A 24,733-nucleotide genomic window follows, 5' to 3' on the forward strand; every position below is an offset into this window, starting at 1 on the left:
CCCGGTGGCCGGCCCCGACGACAGGTACGTCGATGGGGCTGGAAAATGATCGAGGCGGTCGGCCTGACCAAGCGCTACGGCGCCAAGACAGCCGTGCACAACCTTTCCTTCCAGGTGCGGCCGGGGGCGGTCACGGGTTTCCTCGGGCCCAACGGTTCGGGGAAGTCCACCACCATGCGCATGATGCTCGGCCTCGACCGGCCGACCGCCGGGCATGTGACCATCGGCGGCCACCCCTACCGCAGCCTGCCCAACGCGCCGCGGCAGGTGGGCGCGCTCCTCGACGCCAAGGCGGTGCACGGCGGGCGCAGCGCCCGTAACCATCTGCTGTCCCTGGCCCAGCTGGCCGGTATCCCGGCGGCCCGGGTGGACGAGGTGCTCGGGGTCGTGGGGCTCCAGGATGTGGCGCGGAGGCGGTCCAAGGGCTTCTCGCTCGGTATGGGGCAGCGGCTCGGGATCGCGGCGGCGCTGCTCGGCGACCCTCAGGTGCTCCTCTTCGACGAGCCGGTGAACGGCCTGGACCCGGAGGGCATCCTGTGGGTCCGCAACCTGATGAAGCAGCTGGCCTCCGAGGGGCGCACGGTCTTCGTCTCCAGCCATCTGATGAGTGAGATGGCCCTGACCGCGGACCATCTGATCGTGATCGGGCGTGGTCAGCTCCTGTCCGACATGAGCGTCACCGATTTCATCTCCGCCAACTCCGCGGATTTCGCCCGGGTCCGGGTGCCCGCGGACCCGCCCGAGCAGCGGGAGAAGCTGACGGCCGCGCTGACCGGGGCCGGCGGCCGGGTCATGCCCGAGGCCGACGGCGCCCTGCGGGTCACCGGGCTGGCTCTCCCCCGGATCAGCGAGCTGGCGCACGCCTCGGACGTGCGGCTGTGGGAGCTGTCCCCGCACCGGGCTTCTCTGGAGGAGGCGTACATGCGGCTGACGCAGTCCGTGGTGGACTACCGTTCCACGGCGGACGCCAAGGAGGGCCTGCAGCCGCCACCGCCCCCGTACACCCTTCCGCCGGGTCCGGACGGCCAGGGGTGGCAGGGGCCGCCCGAGGTGCCGCAGCAGGGCTGGTACGCTCCGCCGCCGCCCCATCAGAACCCGTACGCCACCCCTGCCCCGGCGGCACCGTCCGCCCCGGCTGTTCCGTCCGCCCCGGCGACGGCCGAGCACGAGACGAGCGAGGATCCCCGTTGAACGCACCGGCGACCCCACCGCCCTTCCCGCACACGTCCCGGGCCCCGGCGGCCTCCGCGGGGGCGCCCGCCGGCCGGTGGCCCGCGCAGGACGGCCCGGGGGCGGGCCCGGGGACGTACGCCTCGCCGATCCCGGTGCGGACGCCGGGGTTCGGTGACGCCCTCGCCTCCGAGTGGACGAAGATCCGTTCCGTGCGTTCCACGGTGTGGACGCTCGGTGTGATGGTCGTGCTGCTGCTCGGGGTCGGGCTGCTCGCGGCCGTCGCCATGAACCTCTCGGACGCCGAGTTCGACGGCGAGCCGGTGCTGAGCCTCGGTTTCTTCGGGGTCCTGCTGGGCTCGATCTGCGTGATCACCCTCGGGGTGCTGACCATCACGTCGGAGTACGGCACGGGGATGATCCGTACGACGCTGACGGCCTGCCCCAGCCGGGGGCGGATCCTGGCCGCGAAGTCGGTCGTCTTCTTCCTGCTCTCCTTCACCATCACCACGGTGACGACCGGCGTCGTGGGGGTGCTGCAGACGGTGATCCTGGACGGCGGGACGCCCACTGCCGGGGACTGGCTGCGCTCCACGGTGGGGGTGTCGGCCTACGTCGCGACGCTCGGGCTGCTGTCGCTGGCGCTCGGGGCGATCGTCCGGCACTCGGCCGGGGCGATCACCGTCATGATCGCGCTGGTCCTGCTGCCGCTGGTGCTGGCCATGTTCATGTTCACGCCGTCGCTCGCCGGTGTGCAGGAGGCGCTGTTCGAGTACTCGATCCCCAGCCAGATCGGCGCGCTGTACGAGGTGTCGGTGACCTCCTCGGGGCCGGCCGGCTGGGAACCCCTCCTCATCATCGCGGGCGTGACCGCGGTGGCGATGGCGGCGGCACACGTGCTCCAGGACCGGAGGGACGTCTGACCCGGCGGGCGCCCGCTCAGTAACGCGGCGCGTTCCTGGACCGCTGCACCTTGGTGGTGCGGCGGTCCTTCGCGTTCCAGCAGGCCTTGTGCCAGTGCCTGCGGTCGTCGACCCCGCCGTACTCCGGCCAGGCCACCAGGTGCGGCACACCGGAGGGGATCTCCTGGTCGCAGCCGGGGCAGCGGTAGCGCTTGCCGACCGAGCTCGCGCCGCTCACCGGGCGCACCGACCACTCCTCGCCCTGCCAGCTCTCGGTGGCCCCGCCCGTGCCGTACCGGCCGGCCGCCTCGCCTGTGCTGCCGGTGGGACTCTCGCCGCCTCGGGGGCGGTTGCGGCGCGGGGACACGGAACACCTCACAGTCGGTACGACGGTTCCGTCCAGCGTAGAGGCATCGGCGTCCGCGCCGGTGCGGCGGTGGCGGGCGAGCCCCGGCGGGACGGGTGGGTTACCGGAAAATCGCAACAACTTCGCCGTGGGCCGTGCCCTTGGCACGTGTCAGACGTTGTTGCCGGTGAGGGGGAGAACCGCGTCGGCCGCAAGGAGGTAACAGGCGATGCGCGTGGGAACGTTCGTACTGGCAGCACAGTTCCCGGGTCAGGGACAGGGCGAGGCCCTGCACCGGGCCGTCCGGTCCGCGGTGGTCGCGGACGAGTCCGGGCTCGACACGGTCTGGCTGGCCGAACATCATTTCGTACCGTACGGCGTGTGTCCGTCCGCGGTGACCCTGGCCGGGCTGCTGCTCGGCCGTACCCGCCGGATCCGGGTGGGGACGGCGGTGAGCGTGCTGCCGGCGCAGCATCCGGTGGTGCTCGGCGAGCAGGCGGCGCTGCTCCACCTGACCAGTGGCGGGCGCTTCACCCTGGGGGTGGGGCGCGGCGGCCCGTGGGTCGATCTGGAGGTGTTCGGCGGCGGCCTGGAGGCGTACGAGAAGGGCTTCCCCGAGTCGTTGGACCTGCTTCTCGACTGGCTGCGCGAGCCCCGGGTGGCGGGGCGCGGGGAGCGGTACGCCTTCCGGGAGGTGGCGGTGGTGCCCCGGGCCGACGAGCTGCTCGGGGACGGTCCGGACGGTCCGGAGGTGGTCGTCGCGTGCACCTCCCCGAAAAGCGTGAAACTCGCCGCTGAAAAGGGTTTGCCGATGCTCCTCGGGATGCACTGCGGCGACGAGGAGAAGGCCGGCATGGTCGCTCTGTGGCGTTCGGCGGCCCGGGAGGCGGGTCAGCCGGGGGACGTCGTGGAGGGGGCCGCGCATGTGTCGGCGGGGGTGGCCCAGGTCGCCGACCGCGCCGAGGACGCCGTGGAGACGCTCGTGAAGGCCATGCCGGGCTGGCTGCGGCAGGGGCTGGACGCCCATGTGACGGTCGACGGCAGGCACCGTGTGATGCGGGACCCGGTCGCGTACACGGAGTACCTCTGCGGTCTGCATCCGGTGGGGCCGCCCCGGCTGGCCGCGGACCGGCTGGCGGCGACGGCGGAACGGACGGGCATCACGCGCTTCGCGCTCATGGTGGAGGGGTCGGGTGACCTCGCGGCGACGGAGGACAATGTGCGACGGCTGGGCACGGATGTGCTGCCGTTGCTGGAGTGATCCGTTCACGGGCGTGTTCCCGCCGGGGCCCGCCGGGACTTCCGGCGGGTCCTGGTGCGGTGGTACGCGCTGCCGCTCCGGAGCCGGTTGCCCTTCTTGTGGCCCGGAGCGACAGCGGCGGCGTTCAGCAGTCCCGCAGTTCGGGCGACTGGTTGAGCAGCTGGCCGCGCACCGAGGTGAAGCGGGCCAGCCGGTCGTCGACCGAGGGGTCCAGCGGGAACACCGCGACGCGGTGGCAGTTCTGGAATGCCAGGCGCACCCCGAAGTGCCGCTGCAGAGCGCCGCGGATCGCGTCGCTCGCGAGCGCACGCAGCAGCTGACCACGTGCCTGCTCGTCCGGCGGCGGCGTCTGGTTGTCGGCGAACTCTCCGCCGTCCACCTTCAGCTGGGCCACCAGGGAGCTGATCATCTCCCATGCGTAGGGCAGGGAGGTCCGGACGCAGTCGACGAAGTCGGCTTCGTCGACCTCGCCTCGCTCGGCCTGTTCCAACAGGGCCGGTGAGACGTCGAGCGACATGGGTTCTCCTCTCGCGGCCCCGACAGGTGGACGGGGCCTTACGGGCAGGGGAGGAGGCCGGCGACGCTGCGTACACGGGCGGCGACCTCCTGTCTTCCACGGTACGGGCGCAGTCCGGGCCGCACCAGGAGAATGGGAACACAACCGGCCAATAACGAACGGTCGCAAAGGGGGGCAAAGGACTGCTCCATGATCCACCGCGGTGCCGCAGGGAGGCACGGAGCGGCCCTTCGCCGGTGGTGCGGCCGTCCGGGGCCGGGGAGGGGCGGAGGCGGGAATCGCGTGGAGCGCCGGTTGTCGAGTAGCGTTGCCGACCATGCGTCTCGTCATCGCCCGTTGCTCCGTCGACTACGCGGGCCGGCTCACCGCCCACCTGCCCTCCGCACCCCGTCTGATCCTGGTGAAGGCGGACGGCAGTGTCTCCATCCACGCCGACGACAGGGCGTACAAACCGCTCAACTGGATGTCTCCGCCGTGCACCTTGAAGGAGGGCGCCGACGACAGCGAGGGCGTGTGGACGGTGGTGAACAAGGCGGGCGAAAAACTGATCATCACCATGGAGGAAATCCTCCATGACTCGTCCCATGAGCTGGGTGTGGATCCAGGGCTCATCAAGGACGGTGTGGAAGCGCACCTGCAGGAACTGCTCGCCGACCGCATCGAGACGCTCGGCGAGGGCTACACCCTGATCCGCCGTGAGTACCCGACGGCGATCGGCCCGGTCGACATCCTGTGCCGGGACGCGGACGGGAAGACGGTGGCGGTGGAGCTGAAGCGGCGCGGTGACATCGACGGCGTGGAGCAGCTGACCCGCTATCTGGAACTGCTCAACCGCGATCCCCATCTGGCGCCGGTGCGGGGGGTCTTCGCGGCCCAGGAGATCAAGCCGCAGGCCCGTGTGCTGGCAACGGACCGAGGGATCGGCTGCCTGGTCCTGGACTACGACGCGATGCGGGGCATCGAGGACGACAAGCTGCGGCTGTTCTGACCCGCCGTGCCGGCCGCCCCGCGGGGAGGCCGGCGGGCCCCTCGTGCCCCTGGCCGTGCCGTGCGCCGGACGTACTCGGAAGGTGAGTACGTCCGGCGCGGTGCGTCAGGCCGTGCCCGTGGTGGCGGAGTCCGCCGGGGCGGCGGTCGCCGAGGCGGGCGCGGATCCGGCGGGGCCGCTCGCCGAGCTGGAGTTCTCCGGAGCCGTCGGGGTGTCGGTGGGCGCGTCCGTCGGGGTCGTCGGTTCGGTGGTCTCCGGCGGGGTCTCCTCGTCGGTGGGCTCCGGGTCCGGGTCCGGTCCCGGGTCCGGGTCCGCGGGCTCCCCCGGCTCCGGGGTGGTCCGGGTCGGCTTCGGGCTCCCGGGGGACTCGGAGGTGCCGCCCGAGGGGTCCTCCGCGCCGGGTGTCGTCCCGGCCGTCTCCGTGGCGCCGGGGTCCGGGGAGGCGGCTTCCGACGGGGTGGCGTCGCCCGAGGCGCTCGGGGCCGGTGAGCCCGGCCCGGAGGAGGTCTCGCCCACGGGTGTGCCGCCGGCCGGTTCGTCCGCGGAGAGGCCGTCCTCGGTGCTCTCCGGGTCCGCCGTCCGCTCGGTGGTGACGTCCCGGCCCGCCGGTTCCTCGCTGTCCGAGGTGGCCCCGAGGGTGACCACGGTCCCCAGTACGGCGGCGAGCAGCGCGCCGGCGCCGATCGCGACCATGTTGCGCCGGGCGCCCCGGAGTATGCCGAGCCGCGCGGAGCGGGGGCCGGACGGCTGTGCGGCGGCCTCCCCGGCGGCGGGCGCGACCCGGGGCGAGACCAGCGTCGGGGGTTCCTCGAACACCGGTACCACGACCGGGGGCCCCGGGAGGGCGGCCGTCCGGACGGGCGCGTGGCCCGCGGCCGGGGCCTCCTCGGCGAAGGGCGTCTGCCGGGCCCGGGCGGGACCGCCCGACCGGTCGGTGACCAGAGCGAGGGCGCGGCGCCCGGCCACCGCGCCGGACTTGTCGGCGAGCGCGCCGCGCATGCCGATGGAGGTCTCCAGCTCCGTACGGGCCCGGGCGAGGTTGCCGGTGAGCAGCGCGAGCACACCCAGCTCGTGGTGGAAGTACGCCTCCTCGGCGACCTCGCCGGTGGTCCGGGCGGCCCCCTGGCCGGTCCTGAGGGCCTTCTCCCAGTGCCCCCACCGCATGCCGGCGGCGAACGCCGGGGAGGCGCTGCGGGCCAGCAGCACGACGGTGCTGGCCGCTCCCGCCCGGTCGCCGGCCAGGAGCCGGTTCATCGAGGCGAGGACCGCGTCCGCCTCGGCGGCGGCGCGTTCCGGGGTGACGGACGGGTGGCCGGCCCACCAGGCGTAGTGCTGGGCGGCGTTACGGGCGTAGCCTGCCGCGTCCTCGTCGTATCCGCTCGCCTCCAGCTGGGCCAGGACACCGGCGGCGAGCCGGTAGCGGGGGCCGGCCGGGGAGAGCAGGCCGCAGAGGGACAGTTCGCCGAGGGCGGCGTCCGCGTGGGTGTCCCCCACCAGGGCCGGGAGGTGCGCCTGGTGCGGCACCTCGCCGCCGAGGGCGACGGCGAAGCGCAGGGTCTCCCGGGCGGCCTCGCTCATCCGGGACGCCAGCAGGGCGGCGGGGGCCGCGCCCTCGCCGAGGCTCGGCAGGGACACGTCCGGCGGCACGGGCGGACCGAAGGGCGCGTCGTCCGGGTCGTAACCGTCGAGGTCCTCGGCGGCGGCGCGCAGGCCGTCGAGCTGGCGCAGCAGGGCACCCGCCTGGACGAACCGCAGCGGCAGCCCCTCCGACTCGAACCAGAGGTCGCCCGCCCAGTTCGCCTCCTCCTCGGTGAGGGCGCGTCCCACGACGTGTTCCAGCAGTTCGACGGAGGCGTCCCGGCCGAGCCCGGCGAGGAAGACCTCCTCCAGGCCGGAGTCGGCGGCGGGGGCGGCCGTGTCGGGGGTCGCGGCGAACAGGAACGCGCATTCGGGGGTGGCGTCGAGGAGTTCATCGAGCGCGGATCCGCCCAGCTCCAGGTCGTCCAGGACGACGACCGCGCCGACGCCGCGGAGGAGGGTCCCGAGTTCCTCCCGGTCCGGGCGGTGCCCCGGGGAGGCGTACACCGTTTCGAAGAGGCCGTACAGCAGGTCCGCGGTGGTGCGCCGGTGGCCGCTGAGGCGCACGACGCCGTCGGGCGCCAGGTCCGCGCAGTCGGCGGCGACCGCGTCCAGCAGGGCGGTGCGGCCCGAACCGGCGGGGCCGGTGAGCCGCACCGAGCGGCCGCGCGCGAGCAGGCGCACCAGCCGCTCGCGCTCCTCCCGCCGTTCCAGCAGGAGCGGTTGCGGTGCCGGCGGGCCCGGCGGGACGGGCGGCGCGGCGTCGCGTTCGCGTGCGGCGCGCTCGGCGGCGGTACGGCGCACGGGCGCGTCGGGGTGTTCACCGGGCGGGCAGGGTTCGATCTCGCTGCCGTCGACCGGGTTGACGGTGAGCAGGAACTCGCCCGCGGTCAGCCGCACCGCACGGGCCCGCTGCGGTGGCTGGTGGGCGAAGTCGGGTGTCAGCGGGTCGCGGGGCGGCCGCCGGCGGGCGGCGTCGTCCGCCGGACCTCCGTACGGATGATCTTCCGGTTCCCGGTTGGTCGGGTCCATTCTCAAGTCCCCCAGACGCCTGGCGCGGTTGTCCCTCCCGGCCTCGTACGCCTTGCAGTCGATCCCGGTCCGGTGTCCGCCGGGCGGGTCGTCGAAGGCGGACGGGCGAACCTTAAACCTTTGTACGGTACCGCCGCACCGGCGGGGTGCCGCGCCGCCCAGGACGTCATGGTCTCGTGGGGATTGCGCGTACGGTCCCGGTCCGGCCCTCACCGGCCTGCGCGGCCCCGGCCGCGCGGCCCCTCACCGCCGTGCTCAGACGCGCGGCAGGAAGTCCGCGGCGATCCCGCCCTCGATGGCGAGGATGCGGTGGAGCCGGGTGGCCACCAGCAGGCGCTGCATCTGCGGCGGCACGCCGCGCAGCACCAGCCGCCGTCCCGCCCGGCCCGCTCTGCGGTGCGCGCCCATGATGACGCCGAGTCCGGTGGCGTCCCAGGAGTCGAGCCCGGTCAGATCGAGCACGAGGTCGCCGGCTCCGTCGTCGACGGCCGAGTGCAGGACCGTACGGGCGTCCGCCGCGCTTCGGACGTCGAGGCGGCCCCCGACGACCAGCTCGGCGTGGTCGCCCCTGATGTGCATATGCGCTCCCCGGAGATACTCCGTGACGAATTCGGTCGGTCCCCCGCTGTCTCTGCCACAACTGACGGCCATGGCGACAGGGAAGTTGCCGTCTGTAAGCGAACCGATATCGAATTCACCCTGAGGGGTGATAGAGGTTCGCCTGGAACAGGAGGTCCTGGTACCGGAGAAGGCACCGGACCCCGGGCCCCCGGGCCTGACAGACGGCGTTCAGGCATCCGGGGGCCCGGAAACGATCAGTAGGTGTAGAAGCCCTGCCCGCTCTTGCGGCCGATGTCACCCGCGTCGACCAACCGGCGCATCAGCTCCGGGGCCGCGAACTTCTCGTCCTGCGACTCGGTGTAGATGTTGCCGGTCGCGTGCAGCAGGATGTCGACCCCGGTGAGGTCGGCCGTGGCCAGCGGGCCCATGGCGTGGCCGAAGCCCAGCTTGCAGGCGGTGTCGATGTCCTCGGCCGAGGCGACGCCCGACTCGTAGAGCTTGGCGGCCTCGACGACGAGCGCCGAGATCAGCCGGGTGGTGACAAAGCCCGCGACGTCGCGGTTGACGACGATGCAGGTCTTGCCGACCGATTCGGCGAACTCCCGTGCGGTGGCGAGGGTTTCGTCGCTGGTCTTGTAGCCGCGCACGAGTTCGCAGAGCTGCATCATGGGCACCGGCGAGAAGAAGTGCACACCGACGACGCGCTCCGGGCGCTCCGTCACTGCCGCGATCTTGGTGATCGGGATGGCGGAGGTGTTGGAGGCGAGGACGGTGTCGTCCCGCACGATCCCGTCCAGCGTGCGGAAGATCTCGTGCTTGACCTCCAGCTTCTCGAACACGGCCTCCACGACCACGTCGGCGTCGGCCACCGCGTCGAGGTCGGTGGTCGTGGTGATCCGGGCCAGCGCGGCCTCCGCGTCGGCCCCGGCCAGCTTGCCCTTGGCGACGAACTTGCCGTAGCTGGCCTCGATGCCGTTCCGCCCGCGGGTCAGGGCTTCGTCGGTGACGTCGCGCAGCACGACGTCCCAGCCCGCCTGGGCGGAGACCTGCGCGATACCGGACCCCATGAGTCCGGCGCCGATGACGGCGAGCTTCCTGGCCACGTTGGCACCCCTATGCAATCTCATCGGTCGATTCCTGCACTTGCTCTCCGGCGGAGATTAGTACCCGTGAGGGGCCCTGCGGCCCTGAAGAGATGCGCGTCACGTCTCACATGACGGACATCACACGCCGGGCCTCACGTCTCGGAGCGCCGACCGTAGTTGAGGACCTTCCCGCCGAGGAGGTCCTCGATGTCGTCGAGCAGGACGAGCGCGTCCCTGGAGACCTCGGCGGGCGGCCGGCCCGCGGCCATCTCCCGGCCGATGTAGGCCGTGAGGGTGCCGTGCACCCAGGACAGCTGACCCGCCACCAGTTCGGCGGTGCGCGGGTCGCGGCCGGCCCCGGGCTCGGCGAGCAGGGTCCGCTCCAGGTCCAGCAGGGCCTCCTGCTGGATGTGCCAGAGGCGGGCCTTGAGGCTGTCCGCGTCCTGGACGACACGCATGAAGCGGTCGTACCCCTCCATCAGGCCGACGGCGGGCGAGACGCCCTCGACCCGGACGCGCAGTTCCCGCAGGACGGCGTCCGCGGCGGACTCGCCGTCGGTGCGGCCGCGGACGTAGCGGGAGAGGCGCTCGACGATGTCCCGGCCGTGGTCGAGGAAGAGGTCCTCCTTGGCCGGGAAGTAGTTGTAGACGGTGTTGACGGAGACATCGGCGGCGCGGGCGATCTCCGCGATCGTCACGGCGTCGAAGCCGCGCTCCAGGAACAGCCCGGTCGCCACGTCGGAGAGCTGCTGCCTGGTGCGGCGCTTCTTCCGCTCCCTGAGTCCCTCGGTCATGGGCTCATCCTACGGCGGGGTGGCGTCCATGAAAATTTGGCGTTGTACCAATTTTGGGGTGTCTCTGTTTCCCTGTGGCCGTGACCGCCGTCAGCGCGTCCGGGCCGTCCCGGACCGTCCCGGACCGTCATGGGGCGGGGTGCTCGTGGACTTCGTGTCCGCCGGGCCGCCGACGGTCTCGCCGGCCCCGCTGTCCTCCGCCCGGCCGTGAAGGCGCGCGCCCCGCAGGAGTCCGGCCCGGTGGCCGGCTCCCGCACCGTGCCCGCGGTGCCGCTCTCCGGGCTCCGCCGCCGCCCGTCGCCCGGACCCCGCCCGGCTGGACCCGCTCCCCCGCCGCGGTACCCGGCGGACGCGGTACGGGACGCCCGCGCGGGCGCGTACGCCACGGCGCGCATGTGGTACGGGGCCCTGGTGGCGGCGTCCTTCGCCCCGCTGACCACGGTGGCGGTCACACGCCTCTTCCGGCGGGCCGGGGTGTGGGCGGGGCCCTCGGCACGGGCCTCTAAGGTGGCCCCATGGTCAACCTGACGCGCATCTACACCCGTACCGGCGACCAGGGCACCACAGCCCTCGGTGACATGAGCCGTACCGCCAAGACCGATCTGCGGATCGCGGCGTACGCCGACGCCAACGAGGCCAACGCGGTGATCGGCACGGCGATCGCGCTGGGCGGTCTGCCCGACGCCGTGGTGAAGGTCCTCGTCCGTGTCCAGAACGACCTGTTCGACGTGGGCGCGGATCTGTCCACGCCGGTCGTGGAGGACCCGAAGTACCCGCCGCTGCGCGTGGAGCAGTCCTACGTCGACAAGCTGGAGGCGGACTGCGACACCTTCCTGGAGGAGCTGGAGAAGCTGCGCAGCTTCATCCTTCCGGGCGGCACCCCGGGAGCGGCGCTGCTGCACCAGGCGTGCACGGTGGTCCGGCGGGCCGAGCGGTCCACCTGGGCGGCGATCGAGGTGCACGGCGAGGTGATGAACGCGCTGACGGCGACCTATCTCAACCGGCTCTCCGACCTCCTGTTCATCCTCGCCAGGACGGCGAACAAGGAGGTCGGAGACGTGCTGTGGGTGCCGGGCGGCGAACGCTGAGCGGTCCGCGCGGCCGGGCCGGGCGCGCCCCGTTCAGTGGTGCGCCCCGACCCGTTCCTTCGGCTCCCGCTTGGGGAAGAGCGTGTATCCCCCGGCGATGAGCAGGTTGATCCCGATCACCCAGAGCATCTTCTGCTGCCACATCCGCAGCGAGGCGGTGTCGCCGTCCCCGCCGACGTACCAGGCCGCCGCCTGGAGCAGGGCCAGGGCCGTCACCGAGGCCAGGATCCAGCGGGCGGCGGTGCGCCACTCGTGGGCGGCCCGCGCCATCCCGTACTTCGGGGGCCTCACCGGTGGCGGGCCGCCCGCGAAGCGGTGGGCGAACCGGACGTCGGCCCACTTGATCACGGAGTGGCCCAGTCCGACGGTGAAGCCGATGTAGACGGCGGCCAGGCCGTGTTTCCAGTCGGGCTCCGCGCCGTTCTTCAGATCGATGGCCGTCACCACCAGCAGGATCACCTCCAGCAGGGGTTCGCAGAGCAGTACGGCGGCTCCCAGGCGGGGTTTCCTCGCGAGGTACCGCAGCGAGAGTCCGGCTGCCAGCAGGACCCAGAAGGCCACCTCGCAGAACACGATCAGCGCGACGATCACGGCACTCCTCCTTCCGTCCCTTCCAGGCTCCCGGTCGCGGGGCGCCCTTTCGTCGTCGCCGATGACGAAACGGGACTGCATCCTTCGATGTAGTGGGGGCTCGCCCCCGGTACGGACGCGGCGCGGGCGGGCGGCGTGTTGGATGGCCGGGTGCACATCTCTTCGCGCCCGCATCGCCAGGACCTGCTGATCGGGGCCGCCGGGCTGGCGGGCGGGCTGCTGCTCTGGGCGGCCGGTCTGCACACCCAGGGCGGCCGGGTCTTCGGCGCGCACTGGGTGGCCCTCGTCCCGCTCGCGGTGACCGCGGCGATGGAGCTGCTGCGCCGGAGCCGGCCGCAGGCCGCCCTGGCCGTCGGCACGCTCGCGCTGCTCGCCGACCAGTTGACGACGGGCAGCCTGGTGACGGTGCTGATGTACACCGATCTGATGTACGCGGCCGTGGTGTACGGCTCCCCGGCCGCGGCCCGGCGGATCCCGGTGGCCACCTTCCTGGTCACCGCGGCGGCGACCGTCGGGTTCTTCACCTGGTTCCGGAGGCCGGAGGCCCTGCTGCTCGGTGTGGTCATCGGCCTGGTCTCCTTCGCCCCGGCCCTCACCGGGGTCAGTGTGCGCAACCACCGGGAGGCCGCTTCGGCGGCCCGGCTGCGGGCCGAGCAGACGGCGCTGCTGGCGGAGATGGACCGGGTCCAGGCGGTCACCGCGGAGCGTTCCCGGATGGCGAGGGAGCTGCACGACGTGGTGGCCAACCACCTGTCGGCGATCGCCATCCACTCCACGGCCGCGCTCTCGATCGACGACCCGGCCACCTCGCGCGACGCGCTCGGTGTGATCCGGGAGAACAGCGTGGAGGGGCTGGCCGAGATGCGGCGGCTGATCGGGCTGCTGCGGGAGAGCGAGGGCGAGGAGCGGCCGAGTGCGGCGCCGACCCTGGACTCGGTGGACTCCCTGGTCGCGCAGGCGGGGTCGAACGGTGCCTCCAGCGGGCTGACGGTGACTCTGGAGGACAGAGTGGAGGACGCGGCGGCGGCTCCGCTGCCCGCGCCGGTGCAGCTGGCGGCCTACCGCATCGTCCAGGAGTCCCTGACCAACGCGCTGAAGCACGCGGCTCCCGGCCCGGTGACGGTCCGTCTGGGACGCGCGTACGGCCGGCTGACGGTCGAGGTGAGCAGCGTCCTCGGCGGCCGTCCGGGGCCGAGTGCGCCCGGTTCGGGGGCGGGCCTGGTGGGGATGCGGGAGCGGGTGGCGCTCCTCGGCGGGACGATCGAGGCGGGCCCGGCGGCCGGCGGCGGGAACGGCAGGGGCGACGGCGACGGGAACGACGACGGCGACGGCGACGGCGACGGCGACGGCGACGGCGACGGCGACAGGATCTGGCGGGTGCGGGCCGAACTGCCCGTGGAGGAAAGGGCGGTACGGGAATGACGATCCGGGTGGTGGTCGCCGAGGACCAGTCGGCGGTGCGGGCGGGCCTGGTGCTCATCCTGGGCAGTGCGCCGGACATCGAGGTGGTGGGCGAGGCGGCCGACGGCGAGGAGGCCGTCCGGCTGGCCCGCGGGCTGCGTCCGGACGTGGTGCTGATGGATGTGCAGATGCCCCGGCTGGACGGGGTGTCGGCGACCCGGCAGGTGACGGCCGAGGGGCTGGCCGACGTACTGGTGCTGACCACCTTCGACCTGGACGAGTACGTCTTCGGCGCGTTGCGGGCCGGGGCGGCCGGTTTCCTGCTGAAGAACACCGAAGCGCGCGATCTGCTGCACGCCGTCCGCACGGTGGCGGCCGGCGAGGGCATGATCGCCCCGGCGGTGACCCGGCGGCTGATCGCCGAGTTCGCGGACGCGTCCTCCCCGCGGCGGGGCGGGGACGCCGATCCTCGGGTGCTCGACGCGCTGACCCGGCGGGAACGGGAGGTACTGGTCTGCCTGGGCCGGGGACTGTCCAACGCGGAGATCGCCGAGCGGCTGACGATGGCCGAGGCGACGGTGAAGACGCACGTCAGCAGGGTGCTGGGGAAGCTGGAGCTACGCAGCCGGGCACAAGCGGCGGTGCTCGCTCAGGAGTTGGGTCTCTGAACTCACCCGCTGATCTTTGGTCTGGACCTCTTGACGATTGGTCCAGACCTTCCTAATCTCACCGAGCAATGCTGCGGTGAGTACGCCATGACAAAAGCGCGCTCAGGGCGACGCAGGGTCGGGGCTTTCGAGCGGCATGCCCTGGCAGTCCACGGACCACCCCCGTTTGTCGGACCTCACCCGAGGAGCACCGTTGAGCACTGAAACCCCCCTGTCCCGGCTCCGGCCGAGATGGCGAACCGGCCCGGGCCGGGCCACCCGGTCGAAGACCGTCGCCGGCCTGACCGCCCTGCTGGTGCCGCTGGCCGCGATGGTCGGCCTCGCCTCCCCCGCCCAGGCCGCGGCCTCGGCGACCGCCACCTTCACCAAGAAGTCCGACTGGGGCAGCGGCTTCGAAGGCCAGTGGACGGTGAAGAACACCGGTACCACCGCCCTGTCCTCCTGGACGATCGAGTGGGACTTCCCCTCCGGCACCAAGGTCGGCTCCGCCTGGGACGCCTCGGTCACCAACTCCGGGGACCACTGGACCGCCAAGAACCTCAGCTGGAACGGTACGGTCGCCCCCGGCGCCAGCATCAGCTTCGGCTTCAACGGCTCCGGCCCCGGCGCCCCCACCAGCTGCAAGCTGAACGGCGCCTCCTGTGACGGCGGCGGCACCATCCCCGGTGACGCGGCCCCCTCGAAGCCCGGCACCCCCACCGCGAGCAACGTCACCGACACCTCGGCGAAGCTCAGCTGGGCCGCGGCCACCGACGACAAGGGCATCAAGAACTACGACGTCCTGCGCGACGGCGCCAAGGTCGCCACCGTCACCACGACGACGTACACGGACAACGGCCTCACCAAGGGCACGGACTACTCCTACACCGTGCAGGCCCGCGACACCGCCGACCAGACCGGTCCGGTCAGCGGCGCGGTCGCGGTCCGCACCACCGGCGGCGACGACGGTGGCCCCGGCCCCGGCACGGGTGACAAGGTCAACCTCGGCTACTTCACCAACTGGGGCGTCTACGGACGCAACTACCACGTCAAGAACCTGGTGACGTCGGGCTCGGCCGAGAAGATCACGCACATCAACTACGCCTTCGGCAACGTCCAGGGCGGCAAGTGCACCATCGGTGACTCCTACGCCGACTACGAGAAGGCCTACACCGCCGACCAGTCCGTCGACGGCGTCGCCGACACCTGGGACCAGCCGCTGCGCGGCAGCTTCAACCAGCTGCGCAAGCTGAAGGCCAAGTACCCGCACATCAAGGTCATCTGGTCGTTCGGCGGCTGGACCTGGTCCGGTGGCTTCCCCGACGCCGCGAAGAACCCGGCCGCGTTCGCCAAGTCCTGCTACGACCTGGTGGAGGACCCCCGCTGGGCCGATGTCTTCGACGGCATCGACATCGACTGGGAGTACCCCAACGCCTGCGGTCTGACCTGTGACACCAGCGGTCCCGCCGCGCTGAAGAACCTCGCCTCGGCGCTGCGCGCCCAGTTCGGCTCGAACAACCTGGTCACCGCCGCGATCACCGCGGACGGCTCGGAGGGCGGGAAGATCGACGCCGCCGACTACGCCGGCGCCGCCCAGTCCTTCGACTGGTACAACGTGATGACGTACGACTTCTTCGGTGCGTGGGCGGCCAAGGGCCCGACGGCTCCGCACTCCCCGCTGACCTCGTACTCCGGCATCCCGCAGAACGGCTTCACCACCGCGGACGCCATCGCCAAGCTGAAGGCCAAGGGCGTCCCCGCCAAGAAGCTGCTGCTCGGCATCGGCTTCTACGGCCGCGGCTGGACCGGCGTCACCCAGGCCGCCCCGGGCGGCACCGCGACCGGCGCCGCGCCCGGCACGTACGAGGCGGGCATCGAGGACTACAAGGTCCTCAAGAACAGCTGCCCGGTCACCGGCACCATCGCCGGAACCGCGTACGCGCACTGCGGCACCAACTGGTGGAGCTACGACACCCCGTCGACCATCGCCTCCAAGATGGCCTGGGCGAACAACCAGGGCCTGGGCGGCGCGTTCTTCTGGGAGTTCAGCGGTGACACCAGCAACGGTGAGCTCGTGACCGCCATGGACGCCGGCCTCAACTAGCACCACATCCCCACGGCGGAACCTCTCCGGAGGTGACGCCACCCCCGAAAACGCCGGGGAGACAGGTCCGCCCCCTGTCTCCCCGGTCTTCGTGTGCCCGGCCTTCGTACGCCGGTCTTCGTACACCGGCCTCCGTGTGCCGGTCTTCGTACACCCGGGAAGACACGGGCCCTCCCCCGGATCACGTCCAGGGGAGGGACACCTGCTCAGGGCGACACAGCCTCTCCCCCGCACCCACCAGCGGGACGCCCGCTCAGGCGGCATCGGCCCTCCCCCGGACTCCGTCCGGGGGGACCTCACTCAGGCGACATTGACCCTCTGGCCAGGCGGTGCGGCTTCCAGCCAGGCGAGGAAACCGGTCAGCGCGTCCTCGCTCATCGCCAGCTCCAGGCGGGTCTCCCGGTGGAGACAGCCGAGCACGACGGCGTCGGACAGCAGGGCGAGCTCTTCCTCGCCCTCGGGCAGCCGGCGGTCGACCACCTCGATGGCGGCACGCTCCAGGGCACGGCGCGGGCGGGGGGCGTAGGAGAAGACACGGAACCAGTCGACGCGGTCACCGCTGTAGCGGGCCACCCCGTAGACCCAGCCCTTGCCGGACGGGTCGGGTTCCTCGGAGACGTCCCAGCGCAGACTGCAGTCGAACGTTCCACCGGACCGCTGGATCAGCCGCCGGCGCAGGCCGAAGACGAACAGCCCCACCGCGACGGCCACGACGACCAGGCCGCACACCCACAACGCGAGGACCATCTCCACCGACCTCCTCGCATCGTCGAGAAACGAATACCGTACCGAGCCGAACCGCACCTGCATCGCCTCAGCCGCGGCACGCTCTGGATGATTCCAGCTCGGGCCGCGGCTGAGTAAGAACTACTTCGTGGGGACGCTCAGCGCGCCGCCACCGCACGCAGTCGCACATCGGCGCGCCGCTCGGCGGCGGCGTCCGTGTCCGACTTCGCGCGCTCCAGCGCGCGCTCGGCGCGCTGGACGTCGATCTCGTCGGCGAGTTCCGCGATCTCCGCCAGCAGCGAGAGCTTGTTCTCCGCGAACGAGATGAAACCGCCGTGCACAGCGGCGACGACCGTGCCGCCGTCGCTCGTACGGATCGTCACCGGGCCCGACTCCAGCACACCCAGAAGCGGCTGGTGACCGGGCATGACGCCGATGTCGCCGGACGTGGTACGTGCGACAACGAGGGTGGCCTCGCCGGACCAGACACTGCGGTCCGCGGCGACCAGCTCGACATGCAGCTCAGCAGCCAAGGGTGGCTCCTCGGGTCACCACCCGGCGGTTGTGCCGGGTGTTGGGTCAATTCTACGGGGCGTGGTGAGGGGGGCGGGACACACCCACCCCCCTCGGTGAGCCGGAGGCTCAGGAGACGCCGAGCTCCTTGGCCTTGGCCTTGAGGTCGTCAATGCCACCGCACATGAAGAACGCCTGCTCGGGGAAGTGGTCGTACTCACCGTCGCAGATCGCGTTGAACGCGGCGATCGACTCGTCGAGCGGGACGTCCGAACCGTCCAGGCCGGTGAACTGCTTGGCGGCGTGGGTGTTCTGCGACAGGAAGCGCTCGACGCGACGGGCACGGTGGACAACCAGCTTGTCCTCCTCGCCCAGCTCGTCGATACCGAGGATCGCGATGATGTCCTGGAGGTCCTTGTACTTCTGCAGGATCCCCTTGACGCGGCTGGCTGCCTCGTAGTGGTCCTGCGCGATGTAGCGCGGGTCCAGGATGCGGGACGTGGAGTCCAGCGGGTCCACGGCCGGGTAGATGCCCTTCTCGGAGATCGGACGGGAGAGAACCGTCGTCGCGTCGAGGTGGGCGAACGTGGTGGCCGGGGCCGGGTCGGTCAGGTCGTCCGCGGGGACGTAGATCGCCTGCATCGAGGTGATCGAGTGACCACGCGTCGAGGTGATGCGCTCCTGGAGCACACCCATCTCGTCGGCCAGGGTCGGCTGGTAACCCACCGCGGACGGCATGCGGCCGAGCAGCGTGGAGACCTCGGAACCGGCCTGCGTGAAGCGGAAGATGTTGTCGATGAAGAGCAGCACGTCCTGCTTCTGCACATCGCGGAAGTACTCCGCCATGGTCAGCGCGGAGAGCGCGACACGCAGACGCGTCCCCGGCGGCTCGTCCATCTGGCCGAAGACCAGCGCGGTCTTGTCCAGAACGCCCGACTCGGTCATCTCGTCGATGAGGTCGTTGCCCTCACGGGTGCGCTCACCGACGCCGGCGAACACCGACACACCGTCGTGCAGCTTCGCCACACGCATGATCATTTCCTGGATGAGGACCGTCTTGCCGACGCCCGCACCACCGAACAGACCGATCTTGCCGCCCTTGACGTACGGGGTCAGCAGGTCGACGACCTTCAGGCCGGTCTCGAACATCTCGGTCTTCGACTCGAGCTGGTCGAAGGCCGGGGCCTTGCGGTGGATCGGCCAGCGCTCGGTGATCTGCGCCTCGGCCTCCGGCTCGTTCAGGATCTGACCGAGGGTGTTGAACACCTTGCCCTTGGTGATGTCACCGACCGGGACGGTGATGCCCGCGCCCGTGTCGGTCACCGGGGACTGGCGGACCAGGCCGTCGGTGGGCTGCATCGAGATCGCGCGGACCACGCCGTCGCCCAGGTGCTGGGCGACCTCGAGGGTCAGCGTCTTGCGCGCACCGGCCTCGGCCGGGTCGTCGACCTCGACGTGCAGGGCGTTGTAGATCTCCGGCATCGCGTCGACGGGGAACTCCACGTCGACGACCGGGCCGATGACCCGGGCGACGCGGCCCGTGGCAGCGGCCGTCTCAACTGTCGTCGTCATTACTTGTCACTCCCCGCGGACGCGTCGGCCAGAGCACCTGCACCGCCGACGATCTCGCTGATTTCCTGGGTGATTTCGGCCTGGCGGGCCGCGTTGGCAAGCCGGGAGAGGGTCTTGATGAGCTCTCCGGCGTTGTCGGTCGCCGACTTCATCGCGCGGCGGCGGGCGGCGTGCTCGGAAGCGGCCGCCTGCAGCAGTGCGTTGTAGATACGGCTCTCGACGTAGCGCGGCAGAAGGGCGTCGAGGACGTCTTCGGCCGACGGCTCGAACTCGAACAGCGGAAGGATCTCGCCCTTCCCGGTGCTCGTCTCCTCGCCCTTGTCGAGCGACAGCGGCAGCATCCGGCCGTCGACCGCGTTCTGCGTCATCATCGACACGAACTCCGTGAAGACGATGTGCAGCTCGTCGACGCCGCCCTCGGCCGTGTCCTTCTGGATGGCCTCGATGAGGGGCTCGGCGATCTTCTTGGCGTCCGAGTACTCGGGGTTGTCCGTGAACCCGGTCCACGACTCCGTGACCTTGCGCTCACGGAAGCCGTAGTACGCGACACCCTTGCGGCCGACGATGTAGGTGTCGACCTCCTTGCCCTCGGCCGCCAGCCGCTCCCGCAGCCGCTCCGCGGCCTTGATGGCGTTGGAGGAGTAGCCGCCGGCCAGACCGCGGTCGCTCGTCAGGAGCAGGACCGCGGCCCGGGCCGGAGCCTCGGCCTCGGTGGTGAGGGGATGGTTGGTGTTCGAGCCGGTCGCCACCGCGGTCACCGCACGGGTGAGCTCGGTCGCGTACGGCATCGACGCCGCCACCTTGCGCTGCGCCTTGACGATGCGCGAGGCGGCGATCATCTCCATCGCCTTGGTGATCTTCTTGGTCGCGGTGACGGCTTGGATGCGGCGCTTGTAAACGCGAAGCTGAGCGCCCATCGATCAGCCCTCGCCCAGGAGCTTGCCGTCCGAGGTCTCGAACTGCTGCTTGAAGGCGGCGATCGCGTCGCCGACCGACTGCAGCGTGTCGTCGGACATCTTGCCGCCCTCGGCGATGCTGGTCAGCAGGTCCTTGCGCTCGCGGCGCAGGAACTCCAGCAGCTCGGTCTCGAAGCGGCGGATGTCCTCGACCGGGACGTCGTCCATCTTGCCCGTCGTGCCGGCCCAGACGGAGACGACCTGCTCCTCCATCGGGAACGGGGCGTACTGCGGCTGCTTCAGCAGCTCGACCATGCGCTTGCCGCGCTCCAGCGACGCCTTCGAGGCCGCGTCCAGGTCGGAACCGAAGGCGGCGAACGCCTCCAGCTCACGGAACTGGGCGAGGTCCACGCGCAGCCGGCCGGAGACCTGCTTCATGGCCTTGTGCTGGGCGGAGCCACCGACTCGGGAGACCGAGATACCGACGTTGAGCGCCGGACGCTGACCCGCGTTGAACAGGTCGGACTCCAGGAAGCACTGGCCGTCGGTGATGGAGATGACGTTGGTCGGGATGAACGCCGACACGTCGTTCGCCTTGGTCTCGACGATCGGGAGACCCGTCATCGAACCGGCGCCCATGTCGTCGGAGAGCTTGGCGCAGCGCTCCAGCAGACGCGAGTGCAGGTAGAAGACGTCGCCCGGGTAGGCCTCACGGCCCGGCGGACGGCGCAGCAGAAGCGACACGGCGCGGTAGGCGTCGGCCTGCTTCGAGAGGTCGTCGAAGACGATGAGGACGTGCTTGCCGTCGTACATCCAGTGCTGGCCGATGGCCGAGCCGGTGTACGGCGCCAGGTACTTGAAGCCGGCCGGGTCGGACGCCGGGGCGGCGACGATCGTCGTGTACTCGAGCGCGCCGGCCTCTTCGAGGGCGCCGCGCACGGAGGCGATCGTGGAGCCCTTCTGACCGATGGCGACGTAGATGCAGCGGACCTGCTTGTTCACGTCGCCCGAGCGCCAGTTGTCGCGCTGGTTGATGATCGTGTCGACGGCCAGGGCGGTCTTGCCGGTCTGGCGGTCACCGATGATCAGCTGACGCTGGCCGCGGCCGATCGGCACCATGGCGTCGACGGCCTTGTAGCCGGTCTGCATCGGCTCGTGGACCGACTTGCGGACCATGACGCCGGGGGCCTGCAGTTCGAGGGCGCGACGGCCTTCGGTCTCGATCTCGCCGAGACCGTCGATCGGGTTGCCGAGCGGGTCGACGACGCGGCCGAGGTAGCCCTCGCCGACGCCGACGGAGAGCACCTCGCCGGTGCGCTGCACCGACTGGCCCTCCTCGATTCCGCTGAACTCGCCGAGGACGATCGCACCGATCTCGCGCTCCTCGAGGTTGAGGGCGAGACCGAGGGTGCCGTCCTCGAACTTCAGCAGCTCGTTCGCCTGTGCCGAGGGAAGGCCCTCGACCTTCGCGATGCCGTCACCGGCAACGCTGACCGTACCGACCTCCTCGCGCGAGGCCGCGTCCGGCTGGTACGACTGGACAAAGTTATCCAGTGCGTCCCGGATCTCCTCCGGCCGGATCGTGAGCTCCGCCATCTGGGTTCCCTGCTCTCCTTGTTGGGCCCGAAGTTTCTCAATGGGGTCTGGGGGCGACCCCCAGGAATCTTCTGCAATTTCTGCACGGCCCAACCGGGCCGCTGTACTTGCTCGTTCAGTTGGTGCGGTGCGTGCGCTGCGCGCTGTCAGCCGGCCATCCTGCGGGTGACCTCTTCGAGGCGCTCCGCGATCGTGCCGTTGATGACCTCGTCACCGACGCGCACCGAGATCCCGCCGAGGACCGCGGGGTCCACGTCCAGGTTCAGGTGCATCTGACGGCCGTAGATCTTCGCCAGGGCGGCGCCGAGGCGCTGCTTCTGGCGGTCGGACAGCGGCACCGCCGAGGTGACGACGGCGACCGTGCGGTCCCGGCGCTCCGCGGCCAGCCTGGACAGGGACTCGAGTCCCGCTTCCAGGCTACGTCCACGGGGCTGCGTCACGAGACGCGTGATCACGCGCTCGGTGACCGGCTGGGCCTTGCCGCCGAGCAGGCTGCGGAGCAGCTCGCCCTTGGCCGCGGCCGTGGCCGTCTTGCTGGTCAGGGCGGAGCGCAGGGCGACGTCGGAGGCGACGATCCGGCCGAACCGGAACAGCTCGTCCTCCACGTCGTCGAGCGCGCCGGCGCGCTGCGCCGCGGTGAGGTCCGCGGTGTTCGCCAGTTCCTCGACCGAGTCCACCAGGTCACGCGACTGCGACCAGCGGGAGCGGACCATGCCGGAGACCAGGTCCACGGCTTCGCCGCTCACCTGTCCGCCCAGCAGTCGTCCGGCCAGCTCGGCCTTGGCCTCGCCGCCCTGCGACGGGTCGGTGAGGACCCGGCGCAGCGACACCTCGCGGTGGAGCAGCGCGGTGACGGCGGCCAGCTCCTCGGCGAGCTTCGCCGCGTCGGCCGACGTGGAGTCGGTCAGCGCGTCGAGACGCTCGCGTGCGGATGCCAGTGCCTCGCGGCTCGCTCCGTTCATCGGACGGCCTCGGCCTTCGCCTCGAGCTCGTCGAGGAAACGGTCGACGGTGCCGCTCTGCCGGGCGTGGTCCTCAAGGGACTCACCGACCAGCTTGCCGGCCAGGGCGGTGGCGAGCGTGCCCACGTCCTGACGCAGCGCCGAGGCGGCGGCCTTGCGGTCGGCCTCGATCTGGGCGTGGCCCGCGGCGATGATCTCCTCGCGCTGGCGCTGGCCCTCCGCCCTCATCTCCTGGATGATGACGGCACCCTGCTCCTGCGCCTCCTGGCGCAGGCGTGCTGCCTCGTGCCGGGCCTCGGCGAGCTGAGCCTTGTACTGCTCAAGAACGCTCTGGGCCTCGGTCTGGGCCGCGTCGGCCTTCTCGATGCCGCCTTCGATGGCCTCGCGGCGCTCTTCCAGAACCTTCTCGATGTTCGGGAGGAGCTTCTTGGCGAGGAAACCGAAGACGATGGCGAAGGCGATCAGGCCGATGACGATCTCGGGGATCGCCGGGAGCAGCGGGTTCTGGATCTCTCCCTCGGACGCCAGCTGTAGGGCGTTCACATCAATGCCTTTCGTCGCTTCGGGCAGTCGGATTGCCGCGAATTAGTCGACCGGGTAGACGAAGGGCATGACGAGACCGATCAGGGCGAGCGCCTCACAGAGAACGAAGCCGAGGATCTGGTTCGAACGGATCAGGCCGGCAGCTTCGGGCTGGCGGGCCAGCGCCTGGGTGCCGTTACCGAAGATGATGCCGACGCCGACGCCGGGGCCGATCGCGGCGAGGCCGTAGCCGATGGAACCGAGGTTGCCCGTGATGTTGACGGCGGCGAGGGTCTCAAGAGCGGACATGCCGTTTCTTCCTTCTCTTTCAGAACCGGTGGGGGTTGGCCACCGGACGACTATCGGGGGTGGTGCTGGACCGGATCAGTGGTGCTCGGCGAGAGCGCCCTGAACGTAGTTGCAGGCCAGGAGGACGAACACGTAGGCCTGCAGCGCCTGGATGAACAGCTCGAAGGCGGTCATCAGGATGGTCATGACGAACGAGACACCGGCGTAGGCGATACCGATGCCGTTCAGCAGGTACCAGCTGGCGATGGTGAAGATCAGCAGCAGCACGTGGCCTGCGAACATGTTCGCGAACAGTCGCACCGCGTGCGTGAACGGGCGGATCAGCAGGTTCGACATGATCTCGATGAGCATGACGAACGGGAGGGCCGGACCGATCGACGGGTCGTAGCCGGAGATGTTCTTCCAGCCGCCGACGAAGCCGTGGCGCTTGAAGGTCAGGCTGACCCAGAGGACGTACACGATCGCGGCCAGCGCCACCGGGTATCCGATGACCGAGACCACCGGGAACTGGGCGAACGGGATGATGGCCCAGAGGTTCATGATCCAGATGAAGAAGAACAGCGAGACCATGAGGGGCACGTACTTCTTGCCCTCGCGCTTGCCGAGCGTCTCGTAGACCACGCCGGTGCGGATGAAGTCGTAACCCGCCTCGGCCACCATCTGGAGCTTTCCGGGGACCAGCTTCGGCTTGTTGAAAGCCGCCCAGAAGAAACCGACGACGACAACGGTGCTCAGGACCGCCAGCAGCATCGGCTTGTTGATCTCGATGCCGCCGACGGTGAACAGCGGTTCGAAAACAAAGGAGTGCAGGCCAGGAGCCGGGAAGCCGCATCCGTCGAAGATGTGGCAATCGGTCTCGAAGGCGAGCACCGTCGTCGGGTCAGCACTCACCGCGGGCTCCTTCAGCGTGGCGCATAGGTACGGCAACCTCGTTGTGTCGGCGCGGCAAGCAGCCGCTGGTCGGCACTGGACTGGTCTTACGGATGGAAGGGCGGCTCAGGCATGACGCCTCGCGATGAAGCAGGCGCCGATTCGGATGCCCGCGTCCGCAGTGCCGCAGTTGGCACCGGACGATAGCAGGGTCTCGAACGCGCACTTATATCGGGCCTACCACTCACGCCGAAGTCCCCGCGTTCTCGGGCTTCTTGCCCGTGGACGACTCGGGTTCGACGTACAGGATCTTGGTCTTCATGTGGACGCGGATCTGTGCGGCCACCCACGAGAGGGTCGCGACGATGATCGCCGCGGCGAACGCCCTCGGATTGAACAGGGTGGTGTCCTTGAAGGCGGCCACGAAGACGAAGAGCAGCAGCAACTCGGCGGTGTACAGCACGAGCCCCATGGACTGGAACAGGTGCGGCAGGGACTTCGCGGTGCGCTGCAGGACGGTGAGTCCGATCCCCATGAAGAGGATCACCACCAGCGTTCCGACCGCCGCTCCGATCGCCCCCTTGCCGCCCGCGACCGCACCGCAGACGGCGACGGTGACGGCACCGGCGGCGGCAGTGGGCACAGCGGTGTGGAGGAGAGTCCGGGCGTCGTTGGACGGCATGGAGGTAGCTCCGCGTTGCAG

Annotated in this window: 25 protein-coding genes; 8 read left to right on the forward strand and 17 right to left on the reverse strand. The window is 70.9% G+C overall.

What is annotated here, in order from left to right:
* Positions 1-45: 45 nt before the first annotated feature.
* On the forward strand, positions 46-1,191 hold the full coding sequence (locus CP967_RS09885; protein WP_150487617.1) for an ABC transporter ATP-binding protein: 1,146 nt from the start codon (positions 46-48) through the stop codon (positions 1,189-1,191).
* On the forward strand, positions 1,188-2,093 hold the full coding sequence (locus CP967_RS09890) for an ABC-2 transporter permease (RefSeq protein WP_150487618.1): 906 nt from the start codon (positions 1,188-1,190) through the stop codon (positions 2,091-2,093). The genes CP967_RS09885 and CP967_RS09890 overlap by 4 nt, the downstream gene beginning before the upstream one ends.
* 16 nt (positions 2,094-2,109) lie before the next feature.
* On the opposite strand, the gene CP967_RS09895 is transcribed toward CP967_RS09890, so the two are convergent.
* Positions 2,110-2,439 carry an ATP/GTP-binding protein gene (locus CP967_RS09895; RefSeq protein ID WP_150487619.1) on the reverse strand — a complete coding sequence of 110 codons (330 nt, stop codon included), beginning with the start codon at positions 2,437-2,439 and terminating at the stop codon, positions 2,110-2,112.
* A gap of 208 nt (positions 2,440-2,647) precedes the next feature.
* Between CP967_RS09895 and CP967_RS09900 the strand changes: the two genes are divergently transcribed.
* Positions 2,648-3,679, forward strand: a complete 1,032-nt coding sequence (locus CP967_RS09900) for an LLM class flavin-dependent oxidoreductase (protein WP_150487620.1) — start codon at positions 2,648-2,650, stop codon at positions 3,677-3,679.
* 124 nt (positions 3,680-3,803) lie between these two features.
* On the opposite strand, the gene CP967_RS09905 is transcribed toward CP967_RS09900, so the two are convergent.
* Positions 3,804-4,196 carry an SCO5389 family protein gene (locus tag CP967_RS09905; RefSeq protein ID WP_150487621.1) on the reverse strand — a complete coding sequence of 131 codons (393 nt, stop codon included), beginning with the start codon at positions 4,194-4,196 and terminating at the stop codon, positions 3,804-3,806.
* A 316-nt stretch (positions 4,197-4,512) separates the two neighbouring features.
* On the opposite strand from CP967_RS09905, the gene nucS reads away from it, so the two are divergent.
* The gene (gene nucS, locus CP967_RS09910) at positions 4,513-5,184 is read left to right on the forward strand and encodes an endonuclease NucS (protein WP_150487622.1); all 672 of its coding nucleotides are present in this window, start codon (positions 4,513-4,515) and stop codon (positions 5,182-5,184) included.
* A 105-nt stretch (positions 5,185-5,289) separates the two neighbouring features.
* On the opposite strand, the gene CP967_RS09915 is transcribed toward nucS, so the two are convergent.
* The 4 genes from CP967_RS09915 to CP967_RS09930 form a co-directional block, all read right to left on the reverse strand.
* Positions 5,290-7,794 (reverse strand): ATP-binding protein, encoded by a 2,505-nt coding sequence (locus tag CP967_RS09915; protein ID WP_150487623.1) that lies wholly within the window; start codon positions 7,792-7,794, stop codon positions 5,290-5,292.
* 255 nt (positions 7,795-8,049) lie between these two features.
* Positions 8,050-8,373 (reverse strand): STAS domain-containing protein, encoded by a 324-nt coding sequence (locus CP967_RS09920; protein WP_150487624.1) that lies wholly within the window; start codon positions 8,371-8,373, stop codon positions 8,050-8,052.
* Between the two features lie 236 nt (positions 8,374-8,609).
* Complete coding sequence (locus CP967_RS09925; RefSeq protein WP_150491774.1) at positions 8,610-9,458, reverse strand: 3-hydroxyacyl-CoA dehydrogenase family protein; 849 nt, start codon at positions 9,456-9,458, stop codon at positions 8,610-8,612.
* A 134-nt stretch (positions 9,459-9,592) separates the two neighbouring features.
* Entirely contained in the window at positions 9,593-10,234 is a 642-nt protein-coding gene (locus CP967_RS09930; RefSeq protein ID WP_150487625.1) for a TetR/AcrR family transcriptional regulator, read from the reverse strand.
* A 515-nt stretch (positions 10,235-10,749) separates the two neighbouring features.
* On the opposite strand from CP967_RS09930, the gene CP967_RS09935 reads away from it, so the two are divergent.
* Positions 10,750-11,322: a cob(I)yrinic acid a,c-diamide adenosyltransferase gene (locus tag CP967_RS09935; protein ID WP_150487626.1), complete on the forward strand. Its 573-nt coding sequence runs from the start codon at positions 10,750-10,752 to the stop codon at positions 11,320-11,322.
* 33 nt (positions 11,323-11,355) lie between these two features.
* Here the strand turns inward: CP967_RS09935 and CP967_RS09940 are convergent, their stop codons facing one another.
* Entirely contained in the window at positions 11,356-11,913 is a 558-nt protein-coding gene (locus CP967_RS09940; protein WP_150487627.1) for a hypothetical protein, read from the reverse strand.
* Positions 11,914-12,063: 150 nt separating this feature from the next.
* Here CP967_RS09940 and CP967_RS09945 point away from each other — a divergent pair, with 150 nt between their 5' ends.
* From CP967_RS09945 to CP967_RS09955, 3 genes are all read left to right on the forward strand, one after another.
* Positions 12,064-13,335 carry a sensor histidine kinase gene (locus CP967_RS09945; protein WP_190174977.1) on the forward strand — a complete coding sequence of 424 codons (1,272 nt, stop codon included), beginning with the start codon at positions 12,064-12,066 and terminating at the stop codon, positions 13,333-13,335.
* Positions 13,332-13,982: a response regulator gene (locus CP967_RS09950; protein WP_150487628.1), complete on the forward strand. Its 651-nt coding sequence runs from the start codon at positions 13,332-13,334 to the stop codon at positions 13,980-13,982. The genes CP967_RS09945 and CP967_RS09950 overlap by 4 nt, the downstream gene beginning before the upstream one ends.
* Before the next feature lie 193 nt (positions 13,983-14,175).
* Positions 14,176-16,065 carry a glycoside hydrolase family 18 chitinase gene (locus tag CP967_RS09955; protein ID WP_150487629.1) on the forward strand — a complete coding sequence of 630 codons (1,890 nt, stop codon included), beginning with the start codon at positions 14,176-14,178 and terminating at the stop codon, positions 16,063-16,065.
* A 300-nt stretch (positions 16,066-16,365) separates the two neighbouring features.
* On the opposite strand, the gene CP967_RS09960 is transcribed toward CP967_RS09955, so the two are convergent.
* The 10 genes from CP967_RS09960 to CP967_RS10005 all read right to left on the reverse strand — a co-directional run bounded on the left by CP967_RS09960 (position 16,366) and on the right by CP967_RS10005 (position 24,712).
* Positions 16,366-16,812, reverse strand: coding sequence for a DUF2550 domain-containing protein (locus tag CP967_RS09960; protein WP_150487630.1), 447 nt, complete (start codon positions 16,810-16,812; stop codon positions 16,366-16,368).
* A gap of 137 nt (positions 16,813-16,949) precedes the next feature.
* Positions 16,950-17,324 carry a F0F1 ATP synthase subunit epsilon gene (locus CP967_RS09965; protein ID WP_150487631.1) on the reverse strand — a complete coding sequence of 125 codons (375 nt, stop codon included), beginning with the start codon at positions 17,322-17,324 and terminating at the stop codon, positions 16,950-16,952.
* Between the two features lie 109 nt (positions 17,325-17,433).
* On the reverse strand, positions 17,434-18,876 hold the full coding sequence (gene atpD, locus CP967_RS09970) for a F0F1 ATP synthase subunit beta (protein ID WP_150487632.1): 1,443 nt from the start codon (positions 18,874-18,876) through the stop codon (positions 17,434-17,436).
* Positions 18,876-19,793, reverse strand: coding sequence for a F0F1 ATP synthase subunit gamma (locus CP967_RS09975; RefSeq protein ID WP_150487633.1), 918 nt, complete (start codon positions 19,791-19,793; stop codon positions 18,876-18,878). The genes atpD and CP967_RS09975 overlap by 1 nt, the downstream gene beginning before the upstream one ends.
* A 3-nt stretch (positions 19,794-19,796) precedes the next feature.
* Positions 19,797-21,368 (reverse strand): F0F1 ATP synthase subunit alpha, encoded by a 1,572-nt coding sequence (atpA, locus tag CP967_RS09980; protein WP_150487634.1) that lies wholly within the window; start codon positions 21,366-21,368, stop codon positions 19,797-19,799.
* Positions 21,369-21,514: 146 nt separating this feature from the next.
* Positions 21,515-22,330, reverse strand: a complete 816-nt coding sequence (locus tag CP967_RS09985; protein ID WP_150487635.1) for a F0F1 ATP synthase subunit delta — start codon at positions 22,328-22,330, stop codon at positions 21,515-21,517.
* On the reverse strand, positions 22,327-22,872 hold the full coding sequence (locus tag CP967_RS09990) for a F0F1 ATP synthase subunit B (protein WP_150487636.1): 546 nt from the start codon (positions 22,870-22,872) through the stop codon (positions 22,327-22,329). Before CP967_RS09990 ends, CP967_RS09985 begins: the two co-directional genes overlap by 4 nt.
* A 42-nt stretch (positions 22,873-22,914) precedes the next feature.
* Positions 22,915-23,160 (reverse strand): ATP synthase F0 subunit C, encoded by a 246-nt coding sequence (atpE, locus tag CP967_RS09995; protein ID WP_014048348.1) that lies wholly within the window; start codon positions 23,158-23,160, stop codon positions 22,915-22,917.
* Between the two features lie 75 nt (positions 23,161-23,235).
* Entirely contained in the window at positions 23,236-24,051 is an 816-nt protein-coding gene (atpB, locus tag CP967_RS10000) for a F0F1 ATP synthase subunit A (protein WP_150487637.1), read from the reverse strand.
* 223 nt (positions 24,052-24,274) lie between these two features.
* Positions 24,275-24,712 carry a Cg1360 family ATP-synthase-associated protein gene (locus CP967_RS10005; protein WP_150487638.1) on the reverse strand — a complete coding sequence of 146 codons (438 nt, stop codon included), beginning with the start codon at positions 24,710-24,712 and terminating at the stop codon, positions 24,275-24,277.
* Positions 24,713-24,733: the final 21 nt, after the last annotated feature.

Origin of the sequence: Streptomyces nitrosporeus (assembly GCF_008704555.1) — a bacterium.
In the GTDB taxonomy this organism is placed as follows: Bacteria; Actinomycetota; Actinomycetes; order Streptomycetales; family Streptomycetaceae; genus Streptomyces; species Streptomyces nitrosporeus.